We start from the raw sequence: 24704 nt of genomic DNA, 5'->3' as shown, positions 1-24704 counted from the left end.
GGACGGAAAGCCGGCCTGTGCCGGGAGAGCCCGGCCGGTGCGTCGCAGCCGCGGCCGCGACGGCCCTTCCTCACGCTCCGTGATCAGCCGGGAATGCTGTGTGAACGTCTCATGAACTGGGCCTGGGCGTGTTCCGGCGGCGTCATCATGCTCCCGTGCACTCCTGGTCGGATACTCTCCGCTTCGCCTTCCAGCCGGTGGTCAATCTGCGGACCGGCGCGGTCACCGCGCTGGAGGTGCTCGCCCGCCCGGAGACCGGCGACGTCCTGGCCGAGGCCCGCCGTGACCCCGAACTCGACGGCCGGCTGGCCGTGCTGGCGTTCTGCGCGGCGGCGCGCAAGGAGACGCTGCTGCCGCTGCACCTCAACGTGTTCGCGGCCACCCTCGCCGACCTCGGCGGCCTCGCCCCGCTGTACGACGTCGTCCGCGGCGCGGGCCGGATGCCCTGGGAGGTGACCCTCGACATCGTGCCGCCCTGCACCCACGTGCCGCACCGGGCGCTGCTCGAGGCGGTCGGCGCGCTGCGTGAGCAGGGGTTCCGGATCAGCGCGGACGGCATCGGGGACGGAGACGTGCCCCTGCGGCTGCTCACCGACCTCTCCCCCGACCTGGTCAAGCTCGACGCCTCGCTGCTGGCCAGGCCGGCCGCGGTGCGGGCGATGCGGACGCTGTGCGAGCAGCTGGGCGCCCTGGTGGCGGTGGAGGGCGTGGAGACAGAACTGCAGTGCGCGGCGGCGCTGTCGGCCGGTGCGCAGCTCGCCCAGGGCGAGCTGTTCGCGCCGCCGGCCCGCATACCGGCAGCCGACGTGTACGTTCCGCCCCGCTCCCCCGCGGCCCTGACGCAGCCCCGGTCGGGGCCGCCGGTGCGGGAGTTCGTGCGGCCCGCCGCCGTTCTGCCGGTGACCGCCTCGGCGGGGCAGGTGCGGGCGCTGCTGACCGGTTCGCCCGAGGTCTCCGGGGTGCTGCTGGTGGACCAGGCCGGGGTGCCTGTCCGTTCGGTGCACCGCTCGCGCTTCTTGCTGTCGATGTCCGGGCGTTACGGGCACGCCCTGTACGCGGACCGGCCCGCGCACAAGCTGGGCGACGCTCCGCGCGCGGTCGGCGTGGACGCCACCGCCTGGGAGGTGCTGGACGTGGTGGCGGTCGGCGGCAGCGACCGCACCTCGGACGACGTGGCGGTCGTCGACCGCCGTGGCCGGTGCGTGGGGGTGGTGCGGCTCGCGGACCTCGTACGGGCACTGGCCGAGACCCGGGTGGAGGAGGCGGCGGGCCTGAACCCGCTGACCCGGCTGCCCGGTTCGGACGCGATCACGGGTGAGGTGGACCGGCGGATCGCCGAAGGGCGGCCGTTCGCGCTGAGCTGGCTGGACATCGACCACTTCAAACAGGTCAACGACGGCGCCGGGTTCGCCGCGGGCGACGAGCTGATCCGCTCGGTGGGCCGGGCGCTGCAGGAGGCCGCCGCGGGGCACGCGTGCGTGGGGCACATCGGCGGGGACGACTTCCTGGTGCTGGCCGAGGAGGAGGTGCTGGAACCGCTGGCCGCCTCGGTGCTCGACGCTCCCTGGTCGGCGGGCGGCCGCCCGGTGACTCTGTCCCTGTCGACCGTGGTGTGCCGGCCGGGGAGCGTGTTCGACCACCGGCAGGCCGCCGCCCATCTCGCGCCGGTGAAGAAGGCCGCGAAGGCCCTCGCCGGAACGAGCTGGGTGCTCGCGCGCGCGGGCCTGCCGGGTCAGGAGATCCGGCGCGGCCACGGGGCGGAAGCGGCCCGGGCGGGCCGTGCGACGGCCGGGCCCCTCGGATGAACCGCCGCGCCCCACGCGGCCGTTCGGGCGCCCGCCCGCTGGAGGCGGGCCGCCGGCGCCCACGTCCGGGAGACCGCCGCCATCGTTGCCGTCGGCGACCTTGACGGCCTCCCGGCGCCGGTGAACACTTCCCGGTGTCAGCCGACATCGCCGTACATTCACGGCGTATTCAGGCACTGCGCCGCGGGCCTCTTTCCTGCTCATCGGCCTGCCCCTGGAGGCGATACGGCTGCGACGGCACGCTCGTCACGGACGCCGGGCGGGGCGCGGGGCCCTCCCTGTCTTCGGCCGAAGTCGCCAGAGGAACCGTTCCTGCACGGAGAGCCGGGGCCGTGCGCCCAGGCCGGCGTCAAGGGAGCCGCCATGAGCAACGCACACATATTCGTCGGCGAGGTCATCGGTACCGCGATCCTGATCCTGTTCGGCGCCGGCGTCTGCGCCGCCGTCACCCTCCGGTACTCCAAGGCGCGCGCCTCCGGGTGGGTGGTCATCGCGTTCGGCTGGGGGTTCGGCGTGCTCGCCGGCGCCTACACCGCCGCTCCCCTGTCCGGCGGACACCTCAACCCCGCGGTCACCATCGGCATCGCGGTGGACACCGGCAAGTGGGGCCAGGTCTGGGTCTATCTGCTGGGCCAGATGGCCGGCGCGATGCTCGGCGCCGTTCTCGCCTACCTGGTGTACCTCGCGCAGTTCCAGGCCAACGTCCGCAAGGAGGGCACGACGGAGGGGACCGCCGGCGAACCGGTGCCGACACTCGGCATCTTCTCGACCATCCCGGAGATCAGGAACCCGGTCGCCAACCTGATCACCGAGATCATCGCGACGATGTCGCTCGTGCTGCCCGTCCTCGCCTTCGGGCTCACCAAGGGGCTCGGGCAGTCCGGCACGACGGTGCTGATCGTCTCACTGCTCGTCGTCGGCATCGGTCTCTCCCTCGGCGGCCCCACCGGATACGCCATCAATCCCGCCCGCGACCTCGGCCCGCGCATCGTGCACACCTTCCTGCCGATCCCGAACAAGGGCTCCAGTGACTGGGGTTACTCATGGATCCCGGTCGTCGGCCCGCTGATCGGCGGCGCGCTCGCGGGCCTCGTCTACAACATCGCCTTCTGATCCGCGACCCGACCGCGCGGACCCGGCCACGAGAGCCCGGTCCGGCGACCCGACCCAGCGACCCAGGGACAGCCATGACGGACAACGCCGAGAAGTACGTCGCCGCCATCGACCAGGGCACCACGTCCAGCCGCTGCATGATCTTCGACCACGGCGGCTCGATCGTCGCCGTGGACCAGCGCGAGCACCGCCAGATCTTCCCCAAGCCGGGCTGGGTGGAGCACGACGCCACCGAGATCTGGTCGAAGGTGCAGGCCGTGGTCGCCGGGGCGCTGGCCAAGGCCGGGCTGCGCGCCGACCGGCTCAGCGCGCTCGGCATCACCAACCAGCGGGAGACCACGGTCCTGTGGGACCGGGCGACGGGCAAGCCCGTGCACAACGCGATCGTGTGGCAGGACACCCGGACCGCGGCCCTGTGCCGCGAACTGGGCGGCAGCGACGGACCGGACCGCTTCCGGGAAGCCACCGGGCTGCCGCTGGCCAGCTACTTCTCCGGGCCGAAGGCGGCCTGGCTGCTCGACCACGTGCCGGGCCTCAGGGAGCGGGCCGACCGCGGTGAGATCGCCTTCGGCACCATCGACTCGTGGCTGATCTGGAACCTCACCGGCGGCCCCGACGGCGGCCGGCACGTCACCGACGTCACGAACGCCGGCCGGACCATGCTGATGAACCTGGACACCCTCCAGTGGGACCCCGCCATCCTCGCCGCGATGAACGTGCCCGAAGCGGTCCTGCCGGAGATCCGGTCGTCCGCCGAGGTGTACGGCACGGCGGTCGGACCGCTCGCCGGGGTGCCCGTCGCCGCTGCGCTCGGCGACCAGCAGGCGGCCGTCTTCGGACAGGCCTGCTACGACGTCGGCACCGCCAAGAACACCTACGGCACGGGCAGCTTCCTGCTCCTCAACACCGGCGACCGGCCGGTGCCGTCCAAGAACGGCCTGCTGACGACGATGGGCTACAAGATCGGCGGGGAGGCGCCGGTGTACTGCCTGGAGGGTTCCATCGCGATAACGGGCGCACTGGTGCAGTGGTTCCGCGACCAGCTCGGCATCATCCGCGGCGCCGACGAGATCGAGACCCTGGCGGCGAGCGTCGAGGACAACGGCGGCGCCTACATCGTGCCCGCCTTCTCCGGGCTGTTCGCGCCCTACTGGCGCTCCGACGCGCGCGGGGTCGTCACCGGGCTGACCCGCTACGTCACGAAGGCCCACCTCGCGCGCGCGGTGCTGGAGGCGACGAGCTGGCAGACGCGCGAGGTCGTGGACGCCATGTACCAGGACTCCGGGGTGCGGATCACGACCCTGAAGGTCGACGGCGGCATGACGAGGAACAACCTGCTCATGCAGCACCAGGCCGACGTGCTCGGGGTGCCGGTGATCCGGCCGCGGGTCTCCGAGACCACCTGCCTCGGGGCCGCCTACGCGGCCGGTCTCGCCACAGGTGTGTGGAACGGCCTGGACGAGCTGAAGTCGCACTGGCAGCGGGACGCCGAGTGGACCCCGGCGATGGCGGCGGAGGAGCGCGACCGCGAGTACCGCAACTGGCGCCGGGCGGTGGAGAAGAGCTTCGGCTGGCTCGAGGAGGACGACGTGTAGGGCGAGGACGGCCGGCACGCGCGCGTGCGAGACGTCACGCCCCACGCGCGCGCCGGTCGTCCGTCCGAGACCACGGTCCGTACCCCTGTCGGCGGGGGTACGGACCGTGCCGTTGCCCGGAGGGGGTCAGTTGGCGAGGGTCCGGCGTCGGTCGGCGGCGTGGGCCATCGCGTGCTGGACGACGCGGATGAGCACCTCCTTGACCGACTCCCGGTCGCGGGCGTCGCACAGCACGACCGGCACCTCCTCGTCCAGGTCGAGGGCCTGCCGCACGGCGTCGGCCGGGTGACGGACGGCGCCCTCGAAGCAGTTGACGCCGACGACGAACGGTATCGAACGGCGCTCGAAGTAGTCGACGGCGGCGAAGCAGTCCTCCAGGCGGCGCGTGTCCGCGAGGACCACGGCACCGAGCGCGCCCTCGGACAGCTCGTCCCACATGAACCAGAACCGTTCCTGTCCGGGGGTCCCGAACAGGTAGAGCACGAGGTCCTCGCGCAGGGTGATGCGGCCGAAGTCCATGGCCACGGTGGTGGTGTGCTTCCCCTCGACGCCGCTCGTGTCGTCGACCGGACGCCCGGCCTCGGTGAGCAGTTCCTCGGTGCGCAGCGGCCTGATCTCGCTGACCGCGCCGACCAGCGTCGTCTTGCCCACGCCGAAGCCGCCGGCCACCAGGATCTTGAGCGTGACGGGCTCGACCGGGGGCTTGCCGCGTTCAGAACGCCCGAAGATCATCCGTCTCTTCTCCCGCTTGATCGTGTTCGGGTGACGGCCGGCCGTAGCCGCCGCCACCGGGGGTTTCGACGACGAGAACGTCGCCCGGACCCACGTCCGCCGAGCCGCTCCCGCCGAGATCGGTGACCGTTCCGTCGGCCCGCTCCACCCGGTTGGCGCCGAGCGCTCCGGGTTCGCCGCCGGCCATGCCGTAGGGCGGCACGCGGCGGTGCTGGGAGAGCGTGGAGACGGTCATGGGTTCGAGGAAGCGGATCCGGCGCACCGCACCGTCGCCGCCGCGCCGGCGCCCCGCGCCTCCGCTGCCCCGCCGTACGGTGAACTCCTCGAGCCGGACGGGGAGCCGCCACTCCAGCACTTCCGGGTCGGTGAGCCGCGAGTTGGTCATGTGGGTCTGCACGGCGTCGGCGCCGGGGAAGCCGTCGCCGGCGCCGGATCCGGAGGCGACGGTCTCGTAGTACTGGTGGCGTTCGTTGCCGAAGGTGACGTTGTTCATGGTCCCGGAGCCCTCGGCCTGCACGCCGAGCGCGGCGTAGAGGGCGCCGGTGACGGCCTGGGAGGTCTCCACGTTGCCCGCGACGACGGCGGCTGGGGGCTCGGGGGCCAGCATCGAGCCGGGCGGCACGACGATCTCGAGCGGGCGCAGACAGCCGTCGTTGAGCGGGATGTCGTCGTCGACCAGGGTGCGGAAGACGTACAGGACGGCCGCGTCGACCACCGAGGACGGGGCGTTGAAGTTGGTGGCGAGCTGGGCCGAGGTGCCGGTGAAGTCGATGGTCGCGCACCTCCCGGCGCGGTCGACGCGGACACGGACGCGGATGACGGCGCCGGAGTCCGTCTCGTAGGCGTACTCCCCGTCGTCGAGGGCGTCGACGACCCGGCGGACCGCCTCCTCCGCGTTGTCCTGGACGTGCCGCATGTAGGCCTGGACGACGTCGAGGCCGAACTCCTCGATCATGCGGCGGACCTCGTCGACGCCCTTGCGGTTGGCGGCGATCTGCGCGCGCAGGTCGGCGAGGTTGGTCCGGACGTTGCGGGAGGGGTGGGGTGCCTCGGTGAGCAGGCGGCGGGTCTCCTCCTCGCGGAAGCGGCCGTCCTGGGCGAGCAGCCAGTTGTCGAAGAGGACGCCCTCCTCGTCGATGGTCCGGCTGTGGGCGGGCATCGAGCCGGGCGCGATGCCGCCGATCTCGGCGTGGTGACCGCGGGAGGCGACGTGGAAGAGGAGCTCCGGATCACTCTCCGTCGCTGTCGCCTCGTCCGTGTCGAAGACCGGGGTGATCACGGTGACGTCGGGCAGGTGGGTGCCGCCGTGGTACGGATCGTTGACGGCGTAGGTGTCGCCGGGGCGCATGGAGGCGCCGCGGCGGCGGATGACCTCCTTCACGCTGGTGCCCATGGAGCCCAGGTGGACGGGGATGTGGGGCGCGTTGGCCACCAGGTTCCCGTGCGGGTCGAACAGGGCGCAGGAGAAGTCCAGCCGCTCCTTGATGTTGACGGACTGGGCGGTGGACTCAAGCCGGGCGCCCATCTGCTCGGCGATCGACATGAAGAGGTTGTTGAAGACCTCAAGCAGAACGGGGTCCACTTCGGTGTCGGCTTCGGAACTCTCCGTGACCGTCGCGCGTTCCATGACCAGATGCCCGTCGTCCGCGGCCGCGGCCCGCCAGCCGTCGTCGACGACGGTCGTCGCGCCGGGCTCGGTGATGATCGCGGGTCCGGTGACGGTCTCGCCGGGGGGAAGGGCCTCCCGGCGGTGGAGGGGTACGTCGTGCCAGGCGCCGCCGGTGTGCAGGCGGACGGTGCGCGGGGCGGCGCGGTGGCCCGTGTAAGGAGCGAGGGCGGAGAGATCGGGGGGTGCGGTGATGCCGGTGGCTTCCACGGAGAGCGCTTCGACGACGACCGGGCGGTCGAGGGTGAAGGAGTATGTGGCGCGATGACGTTCTTCGAAGGCGCGCTGCATGGTGCCGGGCTCGGTCAGCTCGACGGTGAGGGTGGTGTCGGTGCCGTCGTAGCGGAGCTGCGCGCGCCGGGTGACCTCGATGCGGTCCTCCGGGACGTCCTCGGCCCGCAGTTCGGCGCGGGCGGCGCGCTCCAGGTCGTCGGCCGTCTGGCGGACGCCGGGCATCGAGGCGGCCTCCAGCGGCGCCTCGACGGACTGTTCGCGCATGGCCGTGGTGTCGGCGAGGCCGATACCGAGGGCGGAGAGCAAGCCGGCCATGGGTGGTACGAGGACGGTGCGGACGCCCAGCGAGTCGGCGACCCGGCACGCGTGCTGGCCGCCCGCTCCGCCGAAGGTGGTCAGGGCGTAGCGGGTGACGTCGTGGCCCTTCTGGACGGAGATCCGCTTGACGGCGTTGGCGATGTTGGCGACGGCGATCCGCAGGTAGCCCTCGGCCACCTGCTCGGGCGTGCGGTCGTCGCCGGTCCGCTCGCGGATTTCGTCTGCGAGGGCGGTGAAGCGGTCGCGGACGACGGCGTCGTCCAGGGGCTGGTCGCCGCCGGGGCCGAACACCGCCGGGAAGTGGGCGGCCGGGATGCGGCCGAGCATCACGTTGGCGTCGGTCACGGTGAGCGGGCCGCCGGCGCGGTAGCAGGCGGGTCCGGGGGTGGCGCCGGCCGAGTCGGGGCCGACGCGGTAGCGGGAGCCGTCGAAGTGGAGCACGGAGCCGCCGCCGGCGGCGACGGTGTGGATGTCCAGCATCGGGGCGCGCAGCCGGACGCCGGCGATCTGGCTGGTGAAGACGCGTTCGTAGGCGCCGGCGAAGTGCGAGACGTCGGTGGAGGTGCCCCCCATGTCGAAGCCGATGACGCGGTCGAAGCCGGCTCGCTGCGACATGCGGGCCATGCCCACGATGCCGCCGGCCGGCCCGGACAGGACGGCGTCCTTGCCCCGGAACTGTCCGGCCTCGGTGAGTCCGCCGTTGGACTGCATGAACATCAGCCGCACACCGCGCAGTTCTCGGGCGACGTGCCGTACGTAGCGGTGGAGCACCGGGGACAGGTAGGCGTCGACGACGGCGGTGTCACCGCGCGGGACGAGCTTCATCAGCGGGCTGGTCTCGCTGGACAGCGAGACCTGCGGGAAGCCGGTGCGGGCGGCGAGGTCGCCGATGGCGCGTTCGTGGGCGGGGTGCAGGTGGCTGTGCAGGCAGACGACGGCGACCGCGCGGATCCCGTCGTCGTGCGCCTGCCGGAGCGCTCCCGCGAGCGTGTCGAGGTCGGGGGCGCGCAGCACGGTCCCGTCGGCGGCGATGCGTTCGTCCACCTCGACGACCCGCTCGTACAGCGGCCGGGGGAGCCGGATGTGCCGGGCGAAGATGGCGGGGCGGTTCTGGTAGGCGATGCGCAGGGCGTCGCGGAAGCCCCGGGTGATCACCAGCAGGGTCCGCTCGCCCTTGCGTTCCAGCAGCGCGTTGGTGGCGACCGTGGTGCCCATGCGCACGGCGTCGACGGGCTCCCGGGAGCCGCGCAGCAGTTCCCGGACGCCCGCGACCGCCGCGTCGGCGTACCGCTCGGGGTTGTCGGACAGCAGCTTGTGGGTGAGCAGCCGGCCGTCCGGGCGACGCGCGACGATGTCGGTGAAGGTGCCGCCTCGGTCGACCCAGAACTGCCAGCCTGTCACGTCCTCACTCCGCTTCCGCGCCGGTCACAGCGCCCGGAGGCCGTTGATCACGTCGCGCAGAATACTCTCGTCCGGCAGCTCGGCCGGGGGCACCGGGCGTGTCACGTGGACGAGTTCCGCGTGCACCAGGTCCCCGATCAGGACGCGCACGACACCGATGGGCAGATCCAGTTCCGCGGCGAGTTCGGCGACGGACTGCGGCGCCCGCGCGCACATCCCGACGATCTCCACGTGCTCCGGGGCGAGCGCCGGGTCGGCCTCCGGGTCCTGGGCGTCCGGCTCGGTGACGACCACCGCGATCAGATCGAGGCGGTGCTGGCCCGCGCTCGTGGTGCGGCCGCGCGTCATGGCGTACGGACGGACGACCGGTCCGGCCTCGTCGTCGAACCAGTGGCTGCTTCCCTGACCGTCTCCGCTCATGTCATCCCACTACCCGCCCGCGGGCAGATCGGTGCGCGGTGCGGTGACCAGATGCACGCCGACCCGCTTGACCAGCAGAGTCATCTCGTAGGCGACCTGCCCGACGTCGGAATCCGCGTCGGAGAGGACGGCGAGGCAGCTCCCGTCCCCGGCGGCGGTGACGAACAGGAAGGCGTCGTCGAGCTCGACCACCGTCTGCCGGACGCTGCCCGCCTCGAAGTGGCGGCCGACGCCCTTGGCGAGGCTGTGGAAGCCGGAGGCGACGGCGGCCAGGTGTTCGCTGTCCTCGCGGGTCAGGTCCTTGGACACCCCCGTGGGGAGGCCGTCGCCGGAGAGCACAACGGCCTTGCGGATGCTGGCGACCCGGTCGACGAGTTCGTCGAGGAGCCAGTTCAGCTCGCCCTTGTTCGGCTCCGTGCGGCCGGTGGCCTTCGGTGCGGTCATCGACCGTCCCCCTTAGTCGTTCCTTGTGCTGTGCCGTTGCTGGTCTCGTCGCCCGAGGCGTTCTCCTCACGGCCGCGCCGCCAGCCGCGCTGCAGCGAGGCCATCCGGTCGCGGACCTCCTCGGCGTCGCGGTCGGCGGGCTCTCCGGCGCCCTCGGGGCGCCGTGCGGGTTCCTGTTTCAGCTGCGGGGCCAGGCTGGCCTGCCGTACGCGCCGGGGCAGCGGTCCGGCGCCGGACGCGGGGTCCGGGGCCGGGTCGCCCGCGGGCGGGGCGCCCTCGCCGCCGCCACGCCCGGAAGCCGGCCGCGGGACCCGGGTCCGCCGGGGCAGCTCGGTGGCCTCCGGGGTCTGTCCCGCGCCGTCGCCCGGGGGGACCGTGTGCTCGTCAGCCCGCTCGGGCAGCGCAGGTGTGCGCCGGGCCGCCGTGCCGCGGCGGCGGGCCGGCAGCGGCGCCGGCCCCCCGGCGTCGGTGCGGCGCGGGCCGGGCGCGGACTGGCCGTCAAAGTCGCCGCGCCGGGCGCGCTGTTCCGCCACGGGCCGGCCGTGCGAGCTGACCAGCTTGGGCGTCTGCCGCCGGGGCAGCGGTACGGGGCCGCCGGTGCGGTCCGGGTCCGGACCGTCGGCGACGCGCGGTGGGACCGGGTGGTGCGGCTCGTCGGACAGGGCGATCCGCCGTTCCTCGGCGCGGTCGCGGGTGCGGCGGGCGCGGAACAGGCCGCCGCGCTCGCTCTCCTCGTCCGTCAGGGCGCCCGGGAAGTCGTCGATGGCGTCCAGGTCCACCGGCGCCTCGAGCTCGACCGGCCCGTCCAGCAGGGAGGTCGGCAGCCCGGGGAGCTGGACGGGGGCGTGGGACCGGGCGGGGCCGAGGCCCGCCGCGTGCCCGGCCTCCTTCGCCGGGCGGTCCCGGTCGAGGCGGAAGCCGATGCCGTTGGTGTCGGGGACGTCGTCGGACAGCAGCAGGTCGGGGATGAAGACGACGGCGGTGGTGCCGCCGTAGGGGGACGGCTGCAGGGAGACCCGGACGTTCTGGCGCTGGGCGAGGCGGCTGACCACGAACAGGCCGAGCCGGTCCGTGTCGGAGAGTTCGAACTCGGGTGTCTCGGCGAGCCTGAGGTTGGCGTCCAGCAGGGCCTCGGCGGTCATGCCCAGACCCCGGTCGTGGATCTCCAGGGTGAAGCCGTTGGCCACCCGCTCACCGAGGACCTGGACGGCGGTGTGCGGAGGCGAGAAGACCGTGGCGTTCTCGAGGAGTTCGGCCACCAGGTGGGTGATGTCGGCGACGGCCGGGCCGGTGACCGCGACCCGCGGCAGGCGCCGGACCTCGATGCGCTCGTAGTCCTCCACCTCGGCGACCGCTGCCCGGACGATGTCCATGAGCTGCACCGGGCGGCGCCACTGCCGCGACGGCGCCGCGCCGGAGAGGATCACCAAGCCCTCGGCGTGCCGGCGCATGCGGGTGGTGAGGTGGTCCAGACGGAAGAGGTCGGCGAGTTCGTCGGTGTCCTCGGTCCTGCGCTCCATGGTGTCGAGCAGGGTGAGCTGCTTGTGCAGCAGTACCTGGCTGCGGCGGGCGAGGTTCACGAACACCTCGGAGACGCCGGAGCGCAGTTCGGCCTGCTTGACGGCGGCCTCGACGGCGGCGCGCTGGAGGGTGTTGAGGGCCTGGCCGACCTCGCCGATCTCGTTCTTGTCGTACTCCAGCCGGGGCACCTCGGTCTCCACGTCGACCTGTTCACCGGCGGAGAGGCGGCGCATCACGCTGGGCAGCCGCACGCCGGACGCCTCGTGCGCCTCCAGGCGGAGCTGGCGCAGGTCGCGCACCAGGCCCCGGCCGACGCGCACGGAGAGGACCACGGAGAGGAGGAGGGCGACCAGACCGAGGGCGCCCGCGACGGCCGCCTGCACGATCACGCCGACGGCCACCGGCCGCATCCGGTCCTGGAACCGGTCGCCGGCCTGGTCGTCGAGGGTGCCGAGGTCGTCCAGGACGCTCGCCGCGGCGGAGTCCCAGCCCTGCGCGGTGAGCGGGCGCGGTGTCCCCGCACCCGTGCCTGTGACGGACTGCTCGGCCGCCAGCAGCGGGGCGGTGACGGCGTTCTCCCAGAAGCGCTCGTACCGGTCGCGTTCCGGGGCCGGGAGCAGCGGCAGGCTGATGTCGTAGAGCAGCTCGCGCTGGGCGACGAGGTCGGAGACGTCGCGGCTCTCGTCGCGGGAGATCTCGCCCACGACCAGCGCGGAGCCGAGCAACGCGTCCTCACGGGAGAGCAGTTCGCGGGCGCGGGTGAGGTTGACCAGGGCGCGGGACTGCTTGTCCATCTCGACGTCGTCGACGCCGTCGAGGGAGGCCAGGAAGGTGTAGCAGGGGTCGATCAGGTGGTTGTAGCGGTCGAAGGCCTGGGCGCGGCTGACCGTGCGCGTCTCGACGCCGCGGCGCAGGGCGTCCAGGCCGTCGAACGCGTCCAGGACCGCGGTCAGCCGCTCGCCGTCGTCGCCGTCCATGCCCTCGCGGACGTCCTTCTCGCGGGAGTGCCGGCGGATCTCGGCGAGGGAGCGGTCGGTGGCGGTGCGGGTGCGGTGCAGCGCCGACAGGGCGTCGGCCGCGCGCGGGTCGGCGAGGTAGACGAGGGTCTGGCGGCGTTCCTGCTGCAGTCCGCGGGCGGCGTCCTCGGTGGGGTAGCCGACGTCCTGCGCGATGTCGGTCACGCTGAAGAGGCGGGTGACCTCACGACCCGTGAGCACCGTGGCGAAGCCCCAGATGGCGGCCAGGGACACCAGCGGCACGAGAAGCAGCGCCACGATCTTCCGGCGGATCGACTTCCCGCGAAAGCGCATGGCCTCCCCCAGCTCGACCCCCGCCGGCCGGGGGCACACATGTGCGTCAACAAACGGCGCGAGCCTACTACCGCCGCACAGTTAACTCGAAGACGCGTGTGGCGTGCGAACTCCCTTATCGCTGGCGAGAGATGACGAGTTGTCCGGGCATTGCGGGACTTTGCGCCCCGGGTCCGGGGCCGGCTGCCGCGCCGACCGGAGGAGTACGGACAACTGGTTGGCCGGAATCTTTCGCCGGAGGGAATCTTCGCGGCTCGTCGCGCGTCTGACTACACAGGAAATGGGGGGCGGAATCGGCCGCAGGAGCCGCATCCCGCATCCCGGCGGCGTAAAAGTGCGCAAGCCGGGCAGCCCAAGGGGAGTCGGCGTCTTCGGACATCGGGGCAAGGGGCCTGCCGGCGGTGGGGAGTGACACGGTGATGGGCACGGCGGAGCGGCGCGGGGCGACCGTGGCGAGCGCGGCGGAGCGCTCGCCGGTGCGGCGGCACCGGGAAGCGCCGGATCACGACATTCCGGCGGGTGAGCGCGCCGGGGAGTTCACTGACGAGTTCCGGCAGCCGGAACGGCAGTTGTGGGTCGAGGAGCCCGCGCGGCGGCGCCGGTTGCCGGACCCGGTGCGCACGTCGGCGGTGCGGGCGGTGCTGATCATCTCGGTGACGCTGATCCAGGCGGTGGTGGCGTTCCTGTGCACCATGGCCGGGTCCTGGCTGGCCTTCCCGATGGTGATAAGCAGCGTGGTCAGCACGATCGTCGCCACCTGGGGTGTGGCCGACGTCTGGGTGACCCGTCAGGTGTGGAACCAGCGTTACGGCGTCGTCTCCGAGCCGAGCAGCACGGCCCGGGCGCTGCGCCGGGAGCGCCGCGCCCACCGGCGTAAGGAGCGGGTCGCCCAGCGGGAGCAGGCCCGGACACGGCGGCGGGGCGGCGCCGGGCAGCTGTCGCACTCCTGACGGAGCCGGACGGACGGGAGGGGCCGGTGGAACCGGCCCGGCACCGTCCGGGACGCCCTGGTCAGGAAGTGGCGGAGGCCGGCCGCTTGTACATGCGGGTCGCCGTGATCTCGCTGTGCACCGCCTCTCCGGCCTGCGGCTGCTGCGGCAGGCCGGGCCGCAGGTGCTCCTCCACGCTGATGTACTTCAGGCCCGCTCTGAGGTCGGCGTCGTTGCGGAGCCGGATGACCAGCGGGAACTCGGCCAGCGCCGTCGTGTCGAACAGGCCGGTGGTGTAGAGCAGTTGCACGCCCAGCGCGTCGGACACCGCCCGCTGCAGTTCCAGCAGGTAGGTGGCGTTCGCGCGGCCGATCGGGTTGTCGAGGAACAGCGTCCCGGCGTGCCGGTGCTTGTCCCGGCCCCGGTCGTTGGAGCGCAGGGCCGCCATGGTGCAGTACAGGGCGATGGCGGCGGTGAGCAGCTGCCCGCCGGAGAACACGTCGCCCATCTGGCCGACGGGGACGCGCTCGGCGCGCAGCACGGCGTCCGGTTTGAGGATCTCCACGGCCACGCCCTTCGGCTGCAGCGCGGCCGCGACTCCGCGCAGCAGCAGTGACATGCCGTCGCGCCGCAGGTCGGAGTTCTTCCGCACGGCCGCGCGCGTGGCCTCGTCGATGACCTCGCCGAGCCGTTCGGTGAGCGTCGCCTGGTCGGGCTCCTCGAACCGGATGCGCAGGAACTCCTGCCCGGACCACTCGCCGAGCCCTTCCGGGAGGCGGGACAGCCGCTGGGCGGAGCGCAGGGTGGCCAGAGCCGACTCGACCAGGCCCCGCAGCCGGTCCACGATCGAATCTCGGTTGCGCTCCAGCTGGGCCAGCTCGTCGGTGAGCACGCGCAGGCGGGGCGCGAAGGCGGCCGCCCACTTCTGGGCGTGCTCGGGCAGGGCGGAGGCGGGCAGCTCGCGGATCTGCTGCCGGGCGGGGGTGCGCACCTGCTCGTACCGCGTGGAGTTGGCGTGCCGCACCAGCACGTCGCTCGCCTCGCGCACGGCCGCCTCGGCGGCGGACAGGTCGGCGGCGCAGCCGCGCAGGGAACGGCGGGCCTCCCCGGCCGAGTGCCGGGCCTCCTCCAGGGTGCCGGGGTAGGGCTCGGGCTCCTCCTGCTCATCGTCGACGCTGTGTTCGCGCAGCAGGTCGCGGAGCATCGCGGCGATCTCGTCGAAGCCGCCGGCGGCGTCCTCGGCGGCCCGGTGGGCCTCCTGCAGCCCGGCGTGCGCGTCCCGGGCCTCGGCCAGCGCCTCGGTGCGGGCGGCGAGTTCGGCCGTGGCGGTGCGCAGCAGGGCCTGGGCGTGCTCGGCGTCGCGCGGGGTGAGTTCCCCGGGCAGCTCGGTGTGCGCCTCGCCGTCCTCGGGGGCGTGCCGTTCGGCCTCGCCGCGCAGCCGGCCGAGCTGCTCGCTCGCGGTGGACGCCCGGGTCTCCAGGAGCTGCACCAGCTCCTCCGCCCGTGCGGCGGCCGCCTGCCGGGAGGGGCCGTCGGACCCGTCCGGCGACTGCAGCAGCTGCTCGGCGCGGGTGCGGACCTTGTTGCTGAGGCGGTCCAGTTCGGCGCGGGCGGCGCTCTCGTCGCTCTCCGCGCGGGCCTGCTCGGCCCGCAGGTCGGCGCCGACGCCGACCTTCTCGTACACCTGGGAGGCGGCTCGGTAGGCCTCGCGCAGGGCGGGCAGGGAGGTCTTCGAGGCGTCGGTGTCCGCCGCGGGTACGTCGTCGGGGGCGCCCGCGATCTCGGAGCGCTCGGCGCGCAGCGCACGCGCGGTGCGGCGGGCGTCGTCGGCGGCCCGCTGGGCGGCGCGGCGGTCCTCGTCGGCGGCGCGGGCGCGTTCCAGGCAGGCCTGGGCGCGGGCCTCCGACTCGGCCGCCTCGTCGGCGAGTTCGCGGAGCCTGGCCTGCCAGCCGGCGCGCTCGCGGAGCCGGAAGGCGAGCCCGGCGAGGGCGTCGGCGGCGCGCCGGGCCCGCTGCGCGGCCTCCTGCCGCTCGTCGCGGACCTGCGTGGCCTCGGCGGCGGCCTCGTCGGCCTCCGCGCGCGCGGTGCGTGCCTCGGCGAGTTCGGCCTCCGCCTCCTCGGCGAACGCGCGCGCCTCCTCGGCGGCCTCGCCCAGTTCGGTGAGCCGCCCGGCCGGGCAGCCGGTGCGCCAGGAGGCGAGGCGGGCCGCCAGCTCGCGGTCCCGGCCGAGCCGGGCGGCGAGCGCGCGGATCTCCTCGTCGCGCTCGGTGGCCCGCGCGCGCAGGGCCTGCCGCTCCTCGTCGGCGGCGTGCTCGTCGTGCATGGCGGGGTTCGGCGGCACCAGGAAGACGTCGCCGGGGGTGGTACCGGGCGCCGGGGTGGGGGCCAGCAGCGCCGCGGCCGTGCCGACGGCGACGGCGGAGCGGGGGAGCAGGGCGGCGTCGCCGAGCGCTTCGCGGGCGCGCGCGTGCGTGTCGGGGTCGGTGATGATGACGCCGTCGACCAGTTCGGGGCGGGCGGCGAGCACGCGCGCGTGGTCGGCGGGGTCGACGGCCTGCGCGAGGTAGCGCCAGCCGGGCAGCGCGGGGATGCCGTGCTCGCCGAGGAACTCGACGGTGGCCAGCACGTCCGGCCCGGGCGGCAGCAGCCCGCCGTCGCCCAGGGCGCCCAGGATGCGGGCGTCGTCGGCGGCGGCCGTGCGCAGCTCGAACAGCTGCCGCTCGGCGGTCGACACGGCGGCGTCGAGGAGTTCGCGCAGCTCGTCGGCGAAGCGGTCGAGTCCCTCGGGACCCAGCGGGCCCTCGGCGCGGGAGCGGGTGGCCGCCACCGGCTCGGCGGCCCGCACCGGCTCGTCGGCGGACCCGGTCCTGGGCGCGGGCACAGCCGGTACCCCGGACCGTGCCGCCGCGGCGGCGGTCGGCAGGCTCAGCAGTTCGGCGAGCCGTTCCTCGGCGGCGAGGGTCTCTGCGAGGCGCCGCTCGGCGTCGTGGGCGCGTTCCGCCGCGGTCGCGGCGTCCGCCGCGCGGGCCGCCGTCAGCTCGGCGCGCGCCTCGGCGGAGGCCGCCTCGCGCGCGTGCTCGGTGGCCTTGCGGGCGGCCTCGCGGGCCGCGTCCCAGGCGGCGACGGCGGTCTTCTCGGCGTCGCTCGCGGCGAGCGCGGCACGGGCCGGGTCGGCGTCCGGCGCGCTGTCGTCGAGCCAGCCCGCGCGGACCGCCTCGGCCGTCTCCTGCTCGACCTCGGTGAGGCGCTGGCGCAGGTGCCCGGCCTCGCTGCGGGCGCGCTGGGCCTCGGTGGCGGCGGCGGTGGAGTCGCGGTAGCCGCTCTCGCCGGCCTCCTGGAGGACCGCCGAGCGCTCCTCCTGCTCGTTGGCGAGGCTCTCGGCGCTCTCGGCGGCCGCGTGCAGGGCCCGTACGAGGTCCACGGCCGCCTTGGCGCGGGCGGCGAGCGCGGGGGCCGCGTCCCGTTCGGCCTCCTGGATGGCGGCGGACACGCGCGTGACGCGGTCGGCGGCGGCGCGGTGCCGCAGCACGGCCTCGGCCGCCTGCCAGGCGGAGTGCAGGGTGCGCGCGTCGGCCAGTTCGCGCTTCTGCGCGGCGGCGGCCTTCTCGGCGGCGGCGAGGGCCAGGGACGCGTGGCGGTAGGCGAGTTCGGCGGCGACGAGCGAGCTGCGCTCGCGCGCACCCTCTGAGTGCGTGACGGCGTAGGCGGCCGCCGTGACGCGCTGCGCCAGGTCGGCGGCGCGCACCCGTTCCCGCACGGCCCGCGCGGACAGCCGCCGGGCCAGGGTGCGGGTGCGGCGCTCGGCGCCGGAGTGGACGTCACGCGCGCGCGAGCGTGTCTCGGCGGCTTCGACGATCTTCCCCAGCAGGTCGGCGGAGCCGGCCGTGAAGTCCCGCTCCGCGATCAGCTCGGCCCGCCGGCCCAGCTTGTTGCCGAAGCCGCTGACCAGGTCGGCGAGGCCGTCGGTGTCACGGGTGTCGGTGACCGCGCGCAGCAGCAGGTCGGTGAAGTCGGAGTCCTTCTTGACCGCGAAGAGGCCCGCGGCCTCGCCCTCGTCGGCGTTCATCTCCCGCTGGTAGCGGAAGAGTTCGGGGTCGAGGCCGAGGTCGCCGAGGTGCTCGATCCAGCGGTCGTGGATCTCCTCCCAGTGCACCTCGAGGTGCGGGTAGGCCTTGCCGGCCTCGGTGAGGGCGTCGCGGAAGCCCTTCATGGTGCGACGGCGGCCCTGGGCGCCCGAGCTGCCCTCGACGGGCGGCCGTACCGCGGTGGACTCGGCGACGGGCAGGTTGTCCAGGCTGAGGCCGGGACCGGGCCGGAAGGAGTACCAGGCCTCGGCGAACTTCCGCGGGTCGCTGGAGACCTGGCGTCCGCGCCACTCGCTTACCTTGCCGACGACGACGCACTCGCCGGTCTGCACGTGCTGCCACTCCAGCGCCACGTGCCCGCAGTCGTCGGCGAGCAGGAACTTGCGCAGCACGCCGGAGCTGGCGCCGCCGAGGGTGTTGCGGTGGCCGGGCAGCATCACCGAGAAGATCAGTTTGAGCAGGACGGACTTGCCGCCGCCGTTCTCCAGGAAGAGCACGCCCGCGGGCGCGGGCCGGCGCGGCGGGCCGGACGGCTCCTCCGCGAAGAACTCCGCCTGCGTGGGCGCGGGGTCGGGCACGGGCTCGCCCACGCCCCGCAGGTCGAGCACGGTGTCGGCGTAGCGCGCACCGGCCGGCCCGATGGAGTAGAGGCGGACCCGGGACAGCTCGTACATGGCGGACTCTCGTAAGTCTGGTCAGGAGTGCGGTGGATCAGGAGTGGAACGGCAGCCCGGCGTCGGCCACCAGGTCCAGGTCGTCGGTGTCCTCGGGGGGCAGCAGGCTGGCCGTGCCGTCGGTGACCGGGACGACGCCCAGTTCGAGCAGTTCGGCCATCGCGGCGGCGCCCGCCAGGTCGCGTACCTGGAGCTGGTAGCGCGCCGTGGTGCGGTAGGTGCCGCCGTGGTCGTCCCCGGTGCGCTGCAGGAAGCCGGAGTCGGTGAGGAAGGCCGCGGCCTTGGCGACGATGCCCGTGGTGGAGGCGGCCGGCCGGCGCGCGTCCTTGGTGGCGCCGGTGGCGCTGCGCCGGGCCCAGATCCGCCAGGCCGTCTCGAGGCCCGGCGCGCCGGTGGCCGGGTCGGTGTTCTCGCCGCGTTCCTCGGCCCGTTCCTCCAGACGGCGGCAGGCCTGCCGTACGAAGGCGTCGACGCCGTTGACGGTGATCCGGCCGATGTAGGAGTCGTCGGCCAGGTCCTCCGGGCGCGGGAAGGCGAGCGCGGCGACGGCGAGGTGGGCCAGCCCGTGCAGGAAGCGGTCCCCGGAGTCGGCGGCGGTGCGACGCGCGTAGTCGCCCATGCGTACGGCGAACACGGAGTCCTCGGCGGCCGTCACGGCCATCCCCGCGCGCGGGGACACCTCGAGCACGACCAGCCCGAGTCCGGCGGCGACGGCGTCCGCCAGCCGCGCGAAGGCCGGCTCCTCGCGGTAGCGGCGCAGCAGCTCGGTGTACTCCTGGTCGCGCGCCGGCTGCAGTTTGGGCTGCAGCCCGAAGGCGACGAGCCGCGCCGCGTCGGCGGCGTCGGCGGGGGTGACGGCGGCGGACGCCGACGGGGCCGGGGCCTCCGTGTCACTCCACTCGACGTGCTCGGTCACGGTCTGGGCTCCTTGTCGCGTGCTGGCTCGTTCATGCTGCTTCCGTCCGGTCGGCGGCCATTCCCGCCGCGTCCAGCAGCGCCGTTCCGACGATCAGGTCCGCCCCGCCGAACTCGGGATCGTCCAGTTCGGTCCCGTCGTCGACGGCGAACAGCAGTCTCTGCTCGCCCTGCCGGTAGGCGGTGCCGACCGCGGGGCTGGCCGCGTGCACGGCCAGCAGTGCGACCAGGTAGGGCAGTTCGGGGTCCCGTACGCGCGCCTCGGCGAGCAGTCCGGACAGTCGGCGCGGCGCGTCCGCCGGCAGGTCCAGCAGCTCCATGGCGGTGGCGAGCTGCTCCTCGCTGAACCGGCTGTCGTCCGGGGTCGCGATCAGGTCGGGCTCGGGCATCTCGGCGCCCAGGTGCTCCCGTTCCACCGGCGGCGTCAACAGGATGTCCACGAGGTCGCCGACCCGCACGGACACGGGTGTGCGCAGCCCGGTGGCGTTGGCGAAGAAGGCGTCCGTGACGCGGACCGCCCGCTCCAGCTCCAGCGGCAGCGCGGGCGCGAGGAGGTGGCCGTACAGGTCGGTGCCGGAGGCGGTCGCCGGTGTGGCGAACGCCTGTCTGTCCTGTTCGGCGCGGAACAGCGGGCCCGCTTCCAGCAGCCGGGACTGCAGCTGGGTGTGCCGGCGGATGCAGTCCTTGACGATGTCGACCAGTTCGGCCGCGCGGCGCTTGTGCCCGGTGTCCTCGGTCTCGTCGCGGGCCTTGCGGATGTTGGTGAGGATCGCGTTCTCGTGCCGGTAGCGGTCGGCCACGTGGTCGAGGGCCTCGGCGATCATGTCGGGCACGGCGTTCAGCCAGTCGACGGCGCGGACGTTGCGCCGGGTGGCCTCCAGGGCGCGGCGCAGGGTCTCGGAGTACTGCACGGTGCGGTAGCGGGCCTGCTCGGCGGCGAGCTGGGCGTCGGCGAGGCGGCCCCGGTTGATCAGCACCTCGAGCTTGACCTCGGCGGCGATCTGCGCGCTGGTGACATCCGTGTCCAGGGCGCCGACGAGGACGTTGACCGCTTCGTCGGTGGTGCGCAGGTACACCGTGCCGCCGGGGCCGGGGACCTCCTCGATCAGCTTGAAGTCGTAGTCGCGGCGCACGTAGGTGCCGTCCGGCGCGAAGGTGCCGTACACCGCGCGGAAGCCGCGGTCCACGCTGCCGACGTTGATCAGGTTCTCCAGGACCCAGCGGGCCACGCGCTCGTGTTCGGCTGCGGGCCGGTGCGGCGCCTGGGCGGCGATGCGGGGGACGAGCCGGGCCACGATCTGCTCGTGGTCGGCGCCCGTGTCGAAGTCCATGTTCAGCGTGACCAGGTCGATGGCGGCCAGCGCCACCTCGGCCATGCCGTACACCGAGTACTCGCCGGCGAGGTTGGCCTTGCGCGCGTCGAGGTCGTGCAGCGGCGCGGTGCAGGCGAGCGCGCGCAGCCGGCGCGCCAGCCCCTCGTCGGCGGCCGGGCCCGGCGCCGGGCGCGGTCCCGCGCTGAGCTGGGGCGGAGCGCTGTCCGTCGATGCAGGCGAAGTCACGGTGCACAGACTAGGTCCTCGGTCTGACAACGACCCAAACGGCGCAGAAGCGACCGTCGTCACAGAGGCTCTACAGGCACCGGCGGCCGGCTGCGCGGGCACGGCTCGCGCTCCCCGCGGGACCCGGCGTCAGCAGGCGCCGTCCTCGCCGACGCGGCGCCGGTACACCTCCACCACCCGCTCCAGCGAGTCGGCGAGGTAGGTCCGCAGCAGCCGCTCGGCCCCGCGCCGGTCCCCGGCCTGGAGGGCCCGCAGGATCTCGCGGTTGCGGGCGAGGTACGGCTCGTGCAGCCGGCGCGGGTCGTCGACGACGTGGAAGGCCAGCCTCAGCTCGGCGAAGACGCTGCGCATCAGCTCGTCGGTGCGTTCGCTGCCGGCGAGGGCCACCAGTTCGCGGTGGAAGTGGATGTTGGCCGTGCCCAGCGTTTTCCAGTCGTTCTCCTGGGTGGCGAGCTGTCCCTCGGTGACGGCGGCGGCGAGGCCGTCGACGGCGTACGGCGGCTCGCCGAGACCGCGCACGACGGCGCACTCGACGAGGGTGCGGACGCGGTAGATGTCCTCGACGTCCTCCACGGCCAGGACCCGGACGAAGACGCCGCGGTTGAGTTCGTGGACGAGCAGGCGCTCGTGGGTGAGCAGGCGGAACGCCTCGCGCAGGGTGTTGCGGGAGACCCCCAGGGCGCCGCCTATGGCGTCCTCGGACAGGCGGGTGCCCGGCGGGAAATAACCCTCGGCGATACGGCTGCGGAGGATGTCGGAGACCCGTTCGGCGGTGCTGGTGCGCCCCAGGAGGGCGCGGTCGCCGGCCAGTCCCGTCAGCTGCTCTGCCATGCCCGGAATTCAACCGCAGTCAGGAGGACGGGACAACAGGGGTATTGAAGGATCGTTGAACAATCCTCTACGGTGCTTCGCACGGCACAATCCCCGCACCGCACAACTCCCGCACGGCACCGCTCAGTTCACCGCACTCTCCGTCTCCTTCCTGCGAGGTGCCCATGAGCACGACTCCTCCGTCCCGGTCCGCGGCACCGGACCTGCGACCGGCAACCGGTGAACGCGACGCCGAGGACGGCGCGTTCGGCTGGCTGCGGGCCCTCGGCCCGCGCGGCCGCCGGGCGTTCGCCGGAGCCTTCGGCGGATACGCCCTCGACTCCTACGACTACTTCACGCTGCCGCTGAGCATGGTGGCGCTCGCGGCGTACTTCGGTCTGGACAGCGGCCAGACCGGCCTGTTCACCACCGTCACGCTGGTGGTCTCCGCGATCGGCGGGGCCGTGGCGGGCGTGGTCGCGGACCGGGTGGGCCGGGTCCGGGCGCTGATGATCACGGTGATCACCTACGCCGTCTTCACCGTGGCCTGCGGTTTCGCGCCCGACTACGAGACGCTGCTGGTCTTCCGCGCCCTTCAAGGGCTCGGCTTCGGCGGCGAATGGGCGGTCGGCGCCATCCTGGTCGCCGAGTACGCCGGCGCCAGGCACCGGGGCCGCACCCTCGGCGCGATCCAGAGTTCCTGGGCGGTCGGCTGGGCGCTCGCCGCGGTCGTCTACACGCTGGTCTTCTCCTTCGCCGGCGAGGACGTGGCCTGGCGGATCATGTTCTGGACCGGGGCGCTGCCCGCGCTGCTCGTGGTGTGGCTGCGCCGCCGGGTGCACGACGCGCCCGGGGCGACGGCGGCCCGGGAACAGAGCCCCGGACGCGGCTCGTTCACGGCGATCTTCCGGCCGGCCTCGGACGGCGATCCGGGTCTGCTGCGCACGACGGTCCTGGCGAGTCTGCTGTCCACCGGCGTGCAGGGCGGCTACTACACGCTGGCGACCTGGGTGCCGACGTACCTGAAGAGCGAGCGCGGCCTGTCCGTGGTGGGCACCGGCGGCTATCTGACCTTCCTGATCTCCGGGGCCTTCCTGGGCTACCTGACCGGCGGGCACCTCACCGACCGGCTCGGCAGGCGGCCCAACATCTGGCTGTTCGCGCTGCTCTCGGCGGTCTGCGTGCTGGCCTACGCCAACATCCCGCACGGCGCCGACACCCTGCTGCTGGTGCTCGGGTTCCCGCTCGGCTTCTGCATGTCGGCCATCTTCAGCGGCTTCGGCTCCTACCTCAGCGAGCTGTACCCGACGCAGGTGCGCGGCACCGGGCAGGGCTTCACGTACAACACCGGCCGCGCGGTGGGCGCGGTCTTCCCGACCCTGGTGGGTTTCCTGGCCGACAGCTGGGGCGTGGGCGGCGCGCTGGTCTTCGGCGCGGTCGGCTACGGCCTGGCGGCGCTCGCCCTGCTCGGGCTGCCGGAGACGCGCGGGAAGGAGCTGGCGTGATGCGGGCGAACCGTGCCTCTGACCGGCCCGTGACCCTCGTCGACGAGCACGCGCACGCGTGGAGTCCGGCGGCCGCGCGGAACCGCTTCCGCGAGGGCCTCTCCGGCCCCACCGCGGGCGTGGCGGCCGGGCACACCCAGGCCAACCTGATCGCGGTGCCGGCCGACTGGGCCTACGACATGCTGCTGTTCTGCCAGCGCAACCCCAAGCCCTGCCCCGTGCTGGACGTCACGGACGCGGGTTCCGTCACGACGGTGCTCGCCCCGGGCGCGGACCTGCGCACCGATCTGCCGCGCTACCGGGTGTGGCGGGACGGCGAGCTGGTCGAGGAGCCCGCGGACGCGCGCGCGTTCTGGCGGGACGACCTGGTGTCGTTCCTGCTCGGCTGCAGTTTCACCTTCGAGTGGGCGCTGGCCGCTGCGGGGGTGCCGATCCGGCACGTCGAGCAGGGCCGCAACGTGCCGATGTACGTGACCGGACGGCAGTGCCGTCCGGCGGGCCGGCTGCGCGGGCCGATGGTGGTGTCCATGCGCCCGGTGCCGCCGCAGCACCTGCGCACCGCGATCCGGGAGAGCGGCCTGCTGCCTGCCGTGCACGGCGGTCCGGTGCACTGCGGCGACCCCGCGGCCCTCGGCATCGAGGACCTCGGCCGGCCCGACTTCGGCGACCCGGTGGACGCCGCGCCCGACGACATACCGGTGTTCTGGGCCTGCGGGGTGACCCCGCAGGCGGCCGTGATGGCGTCCCGGCCGCCGTTCGCCATCACCCACGCGCCGGGCCAGATGTTCCTGACCGACGCGCGGGACGAGCAGTACCGCGTGGCCGGCGTCGACTGACGCCGGCGGGCGGCGCGCCCGGCACGACGGCCCGGGCGGCATCCGACACGAGGACCAAGGACACGAGGGACATGACCGCGATCGATCTGAACGCCGACCTGGGCGAGGGCTTCGGCCGCTGGCGGCTGACCGACGACGAGCAGCTGCTGTCCGTCGTCACCAGCGCCAACGTGGCCTGCGGGTTCCACGCCGGAGACGCGGCCACCATGCGCCGGGTGTGCGAGCTGGCCGCCGCACGCGGGGTGACGATCGGCGCCCAGGTCTCCTACCGGGACCTCGCCGGGTTCGGGCGGCGCGCGATGGACGTGCCGCCCGCCGAGCTGGCGGCCGAAGTGGCCTACCAGATCGGTGCCCTGGAGGTGTTCGCCCGGGCGGCGGGCGCGCGCGTGGCGTACGTCAAGCCGCACGGCGCGCTCTACAACCGGGTGGTGCGCGACGAGGAGCAGGCCGCGGCGGTGGTCGACGGCGTGCTGCTGGCGGACGCCTCGCTGCCGGTCCTCGGCCTGCCCGGCTCCCGGCTGCTGGAACTGGCCGGGAAGGCGGGCCTGCCGGCCGTCACCGAGGCGTTCGCCGACCGCGCCTACACGGACGCGGGCACACTGGTGCCGCGCGACCGGGACGGCGCGGTGGTGAGCGACCCGGAGGCCGTCGTGGAGCGCTCGGTCGGGCTCGCGCGCTCCGGCTCCGTCGTCACGCACTCCGGCGCGCGCATCCGGATGCGCGCCCGTTCGCTGTGCCTGCACGGCGACACGGCCGGCGCGGTGGACCTGGCCCGCCGGGTGCGCGAACGGCTGGTGGCGGCGGGCGTCCGGGTGGAGGCCTTCGCATGAGC

General features: G+C 74.0%; 16 protein-coding genes. 7 read left to right on the top strand and 9 right to left on the bottom strand.

Annotation, left to right across the window (positions count from 1 at the left end; translation table 11 throughout):
• The first annotated feature begins 155 nt into the window (after window positions 1–155).
• The 3 genes from ACFQ9Z_RS28415 to glpK all read left to right on the top strand — a co-directional run bounded on the left by ACFQ9Z_RS28415 (window position 156) and on the right by glpK (window position 4513).
• Window positions 156–1805, top strand: a complete 1650-nt coding sequence (locus ACFQ9Z_RS28415) for an EAL domain-containing protein (protein WP_383024760.1) — start codon at window positions 156–158, stop codon at window positions 1803–1805.
• A 363-nt stretch (window positions 1806–2168) separates the two neighbouring features.
• Window positions 2169–2918 carry an MIP/aquaporin family protein gene (locus ACFQ9Z_RS28410; protein ID WP_383024757.1) on the top strand — a complete coding sequence of 250 codons (750 nt, stop codon included), beginning with the start codon at window positions 2169–2171 and terminating at the stop codon, window positions 2916–2918.
• Between the two features lie 74 nt (window positions 2919–2992).
• Complete coding sequence (gene glpK, locus ACFQ9Z_RS28405) at window positions 2993–4513, top strand: glycerol kinase GlpK (RefSeq protein ID WP_383024752.1); 1521 nt, start codon at window positions 2993–2995, stop codon at window positions 4511–4513.
• Between the two features lie 126 nt (window positions 4514–4639).
• Here the strand turns inward: glpK and ACFQ9Z_RS28400 are convergent, their stop codons facing one another.
• The 5 genes from ACFQ9Z_RS28400 to ACFQ9Z_RS28380 are packed head-to-tail and all read right to left on the bottom strand — an operon-like array spanning window position 4640 to window position 12559.
• Complete coding sequence (locus ACFQ9Z_RS28400) at window positions 4640–5245, bottom strand: ATP/GTP-binding protein (RefSeq protein ID WP_383024746.1); 606 nt, start codon at window positions 5243–5245, stop codon at window positions 4640–4642.
• Entirely contained in the window at window positions 5226–8864 is a 3639-nt protein-coding gene (locus ACFQ9Z_RS28395; protein ID WP_383024743.1) for a hydantoinase B/oxoprolinase family protein, read from the bottom strand. The genes ACFQ9Z_RS28400 and ACFQ9Z_RS28395 overlap by 20 nt, the downstream gene beginning before the upstream one ends.
• A gap of 24 nt (window positions 8865–8888) precedes the next feature.
• Window positions 8889–9284: a DUF742 domain-containing protein gene (locus ACFQ9Z_RS28390; protein WP_383024739.1), complete on the bottom strand. Its 396-nt coding sequence runs from the start codon at window positions 9282–9284 to the stop codon at window positions 8889–8891.
• A gap of 9 nt (window positions 9285–9293) precedes the next feature.
• Entirely contained in the window at window positions 9294–9728 is a 435-nt protein-coding gene (locus ACFQ9Z_RS28385) for a roadblock/LC7 domain-containing protein (protein ID WP_143637991.1), read from the bottom strand.
• Window positions 9725–12559, bottom strand: coding sequence for a nitrate- and nitrite sensing domain-containing protein (locus tag ACFQ9Z_RS28380; RefSeq protein ID WP_383024735.1), 2835 nt, complete (start codon window positions 12557–12559; stop codon window positions 9725–9727). The genes ACFQ9Z_RS28385 and ACFQ9Z_RS28380 overlap by 4 nt, the downstream gene beginning before the upstream one ends.
• Before the next feature lie 419 nt (window positions 12560–12978).
• Here ACFQ9Z_RS28380 and ACFQ9Z_RS28375 point away from each other — a divergent pair, with 419 nt between their 5' ends.
• Window positions 12979–13509: a hypothetical protein gene (locus ACFQ9Z_RS28375; RefSeq protein ID WP_383024816.1), complete on the top strand. Its 531-nt coding sequence runs from the start codon at window positions 12979–12981 to the stop codon at window positions 13507–13509.
• Window positions 13510–13570: 61 nt separating this feature from the next.
• Here ACFQ9Z_RS28375 and ACFQ9Z_RS28370 read toward each other — a convergent pair whose 3' ends face one another.
• The 4 genes from ACFQ9Z_RS28370 to ACFQ9Z_RS28355 form a co-directional block, all read right to left on the bottom strand.
• Window positions 13571–18247, bottom strand: coding sequence for a hypothetical protein (locus tag ACFQ9Z_RS28370; RefSeq protein ID WP_383024732.1), 4677 nt, complete (start codon window positions 18245–18247; stop codon window positions 13571–13573).
• A gap of 37 nt (window positions 18248–18284) precedes the next feature.
• A complete protein-coding gene (locus tag ACFQ9Z_RS28365; RefSeq protein WP_383024728.1) occupies window positions 18285–19163 on the bottom strand; it encodes a hypothetical protein in 879 nt (292 codons plus the stop codon).
• A gap of 31 nt (window positions 19164–19194) precedes the next feature.
• On the bottom strand, window positions 19195–20721 hold the full coding sequence (locus ACFQ9Z_RS28360; RefSeq protein ID WP_383024725.1) for a hypothetical protein: 1527 nt from the start codon (window positions 20719–20721) through the stop codon (window positions 19195–19197).
• A 129-nt stretch (window positions 20722–20850) separates the two neighbouring features.
• Window positions 20851–21552: a GntR family transcriptional regulator gene (locus ACFQ9Z_RS28355; RefSeq protein WP_383024722.1), complete on the bottom strand. Its 702-nt coding sequence runs from the start codon at window positions 21550–21552 to the stop codon at window positions 20851–20853.
• A gap of 164 nt (window positions 21553–21716) precedes the next feature.
• On the opposite strand from ACFQ9Z_RS28355, the gene ACFQ9Z_RS28350 reads away from it, so the two are divergent.
• From ACFQ9Z_RS28350 to ACFQ9Z_RS28340, 3 genes are all read left to right on the top strand, one after another.
• Window positions 21717–23036: an MFS transporter gene (locus ACFQ9Z_RS28350; RefSeq protein ID WP_383024718.1), complete on the top strand. Its 1320-nt coding sequence runs from the start codon at window positions 21717–21719 to the stop codon at window positions 23034–23036.
• Window positions 23036–23872, top strand: a complete 837-nt coding sequence (locus ACFQ9Z_RS28345) for a putative hydro-lyase (protein WP_383024712.1) — start codon at window positions 23036–23038, stop codon at window positions 23870–23872. Before ACFQ9Z_RS28350 ends, ACFQ9Z_RS28345 begins: the two co-directional genes overlap by 1 nt.
• Window positions 23873–23943: 71 nt before the next feature.
• On the top strand, window positions 23944–24702 hold the full coding sequence (locus ACFQ9Z_RS28340; RefSeq protein ID WP_383024709.1) for a LamB/YcsF family protein: 759 nt from the start codon (window positions 23944–23946) through the stop codon (window positions 24700–24702).
• Window positions 24703–24704 lie beyond the last annotated feature (2 nt).

The sequence above is a fragment of the Streptomyces sp. NPDC056580 genome, assembly GCF_042793175.1.
Lineage (GTDB): Bacteria > Actinomycetota > Actinomycetes > Streptomycetales > Streptomycetaceae > Streptomyces.
Note: the sequence above shows the minus strand (reverse complement) of the source record. Positions and strands in the feature narration are given on the sequence as shown.

Bases quoted from the DNA above. Each gene is read 5' to 3' on its own strand.
- ACFQ9Z_RS28410 (WP_383024757.1), top strand. From the start codon at position 2,169: ATGAGCAACGCACACATATTCGTCGGCGAGGTCATCGGTACCGCGATC.
- ACFQ9Z_RS28380 (WP_383024735.1), bottom strand. From the start codon at position 12,559: ATGCGCTTTCGCGGGAAGTCGATCCGCCGGAAGATCGTGGCGCTGCTT.
- ACFQ9Z_RS28345 (WP_383024712.1), top strand. From the start codon at position 23,036: ATGCGGGCGAACCGTGCCTCTGACCGGCCCGTGACCCTCGTCGACGAG.
- ACFQ9Z_RS28350 (WP_383024718.1), top strand. From the start codon at position 21,717: ATGAGCACGACTCCTCCGTCCCGGTCCGCGGCACCGGACCTGCGACCG.
- ACFQ9Z_RS28375 (WP_383024816.1), top strand. From the start codon at position 12,979: ATGGGCACGGCGGAGCGGCGCGGGGCGACCGTGGCGAGCGCGGCGGAG.
- ACFQ9Z_RS28340 (WP_383024709.1), top strand. From the start codon at position 23,944: ATGACCGCGATCGATCTGAACGCCGACCTGGGCGAGGGCTTCGGCCGC.
- ACFQ9Z_RS28355 (WP_383024722.1), bottom strand. From the start codon at position 21,552: ATGGCAGAGCAGCTGACGGGACTGGCCGGCGACCGCGCCCTCCTGGGG.
- ACFQ9Z_RS28385 (WP_143637991.1), bottom strand. From the start codon at position 9,728: ATGACCGCACCGAAGGCCACCGGCCGCACGGAGCCGAACAAGGGCGAG.
- ACFQ9Z_RS28370 (WP_383024732.1), bottom strand. From the start codon at position 18,247: ATGTACGAGCTGTCCCGGGTCCGCCTCTACTCCATCGGGCCGGCCGGT.
- ACFQ9Z_RS28400 (WP_383024746.1), bottom strand. From the start codon at position 5,245: ATGATCTTCGGGCGTTCTGAACGCGGCAAGCCCCCGGTCGAGCCCGTC.
- glpK (WP_383024752.1), top strand. From the start codon at position 2,993: ATGACGGACAACGCCGAGAAGTACGTCGCCGCCATCGACCAGGGCACC.
- ACFQ9Z_RS28390 (WP_383024739.1), bottom strand. From the start codon at position 9,284: ATGAGCGGAGACGGTCAGGGAAGCAGCCACTGGTTCGACGACGAGGCC.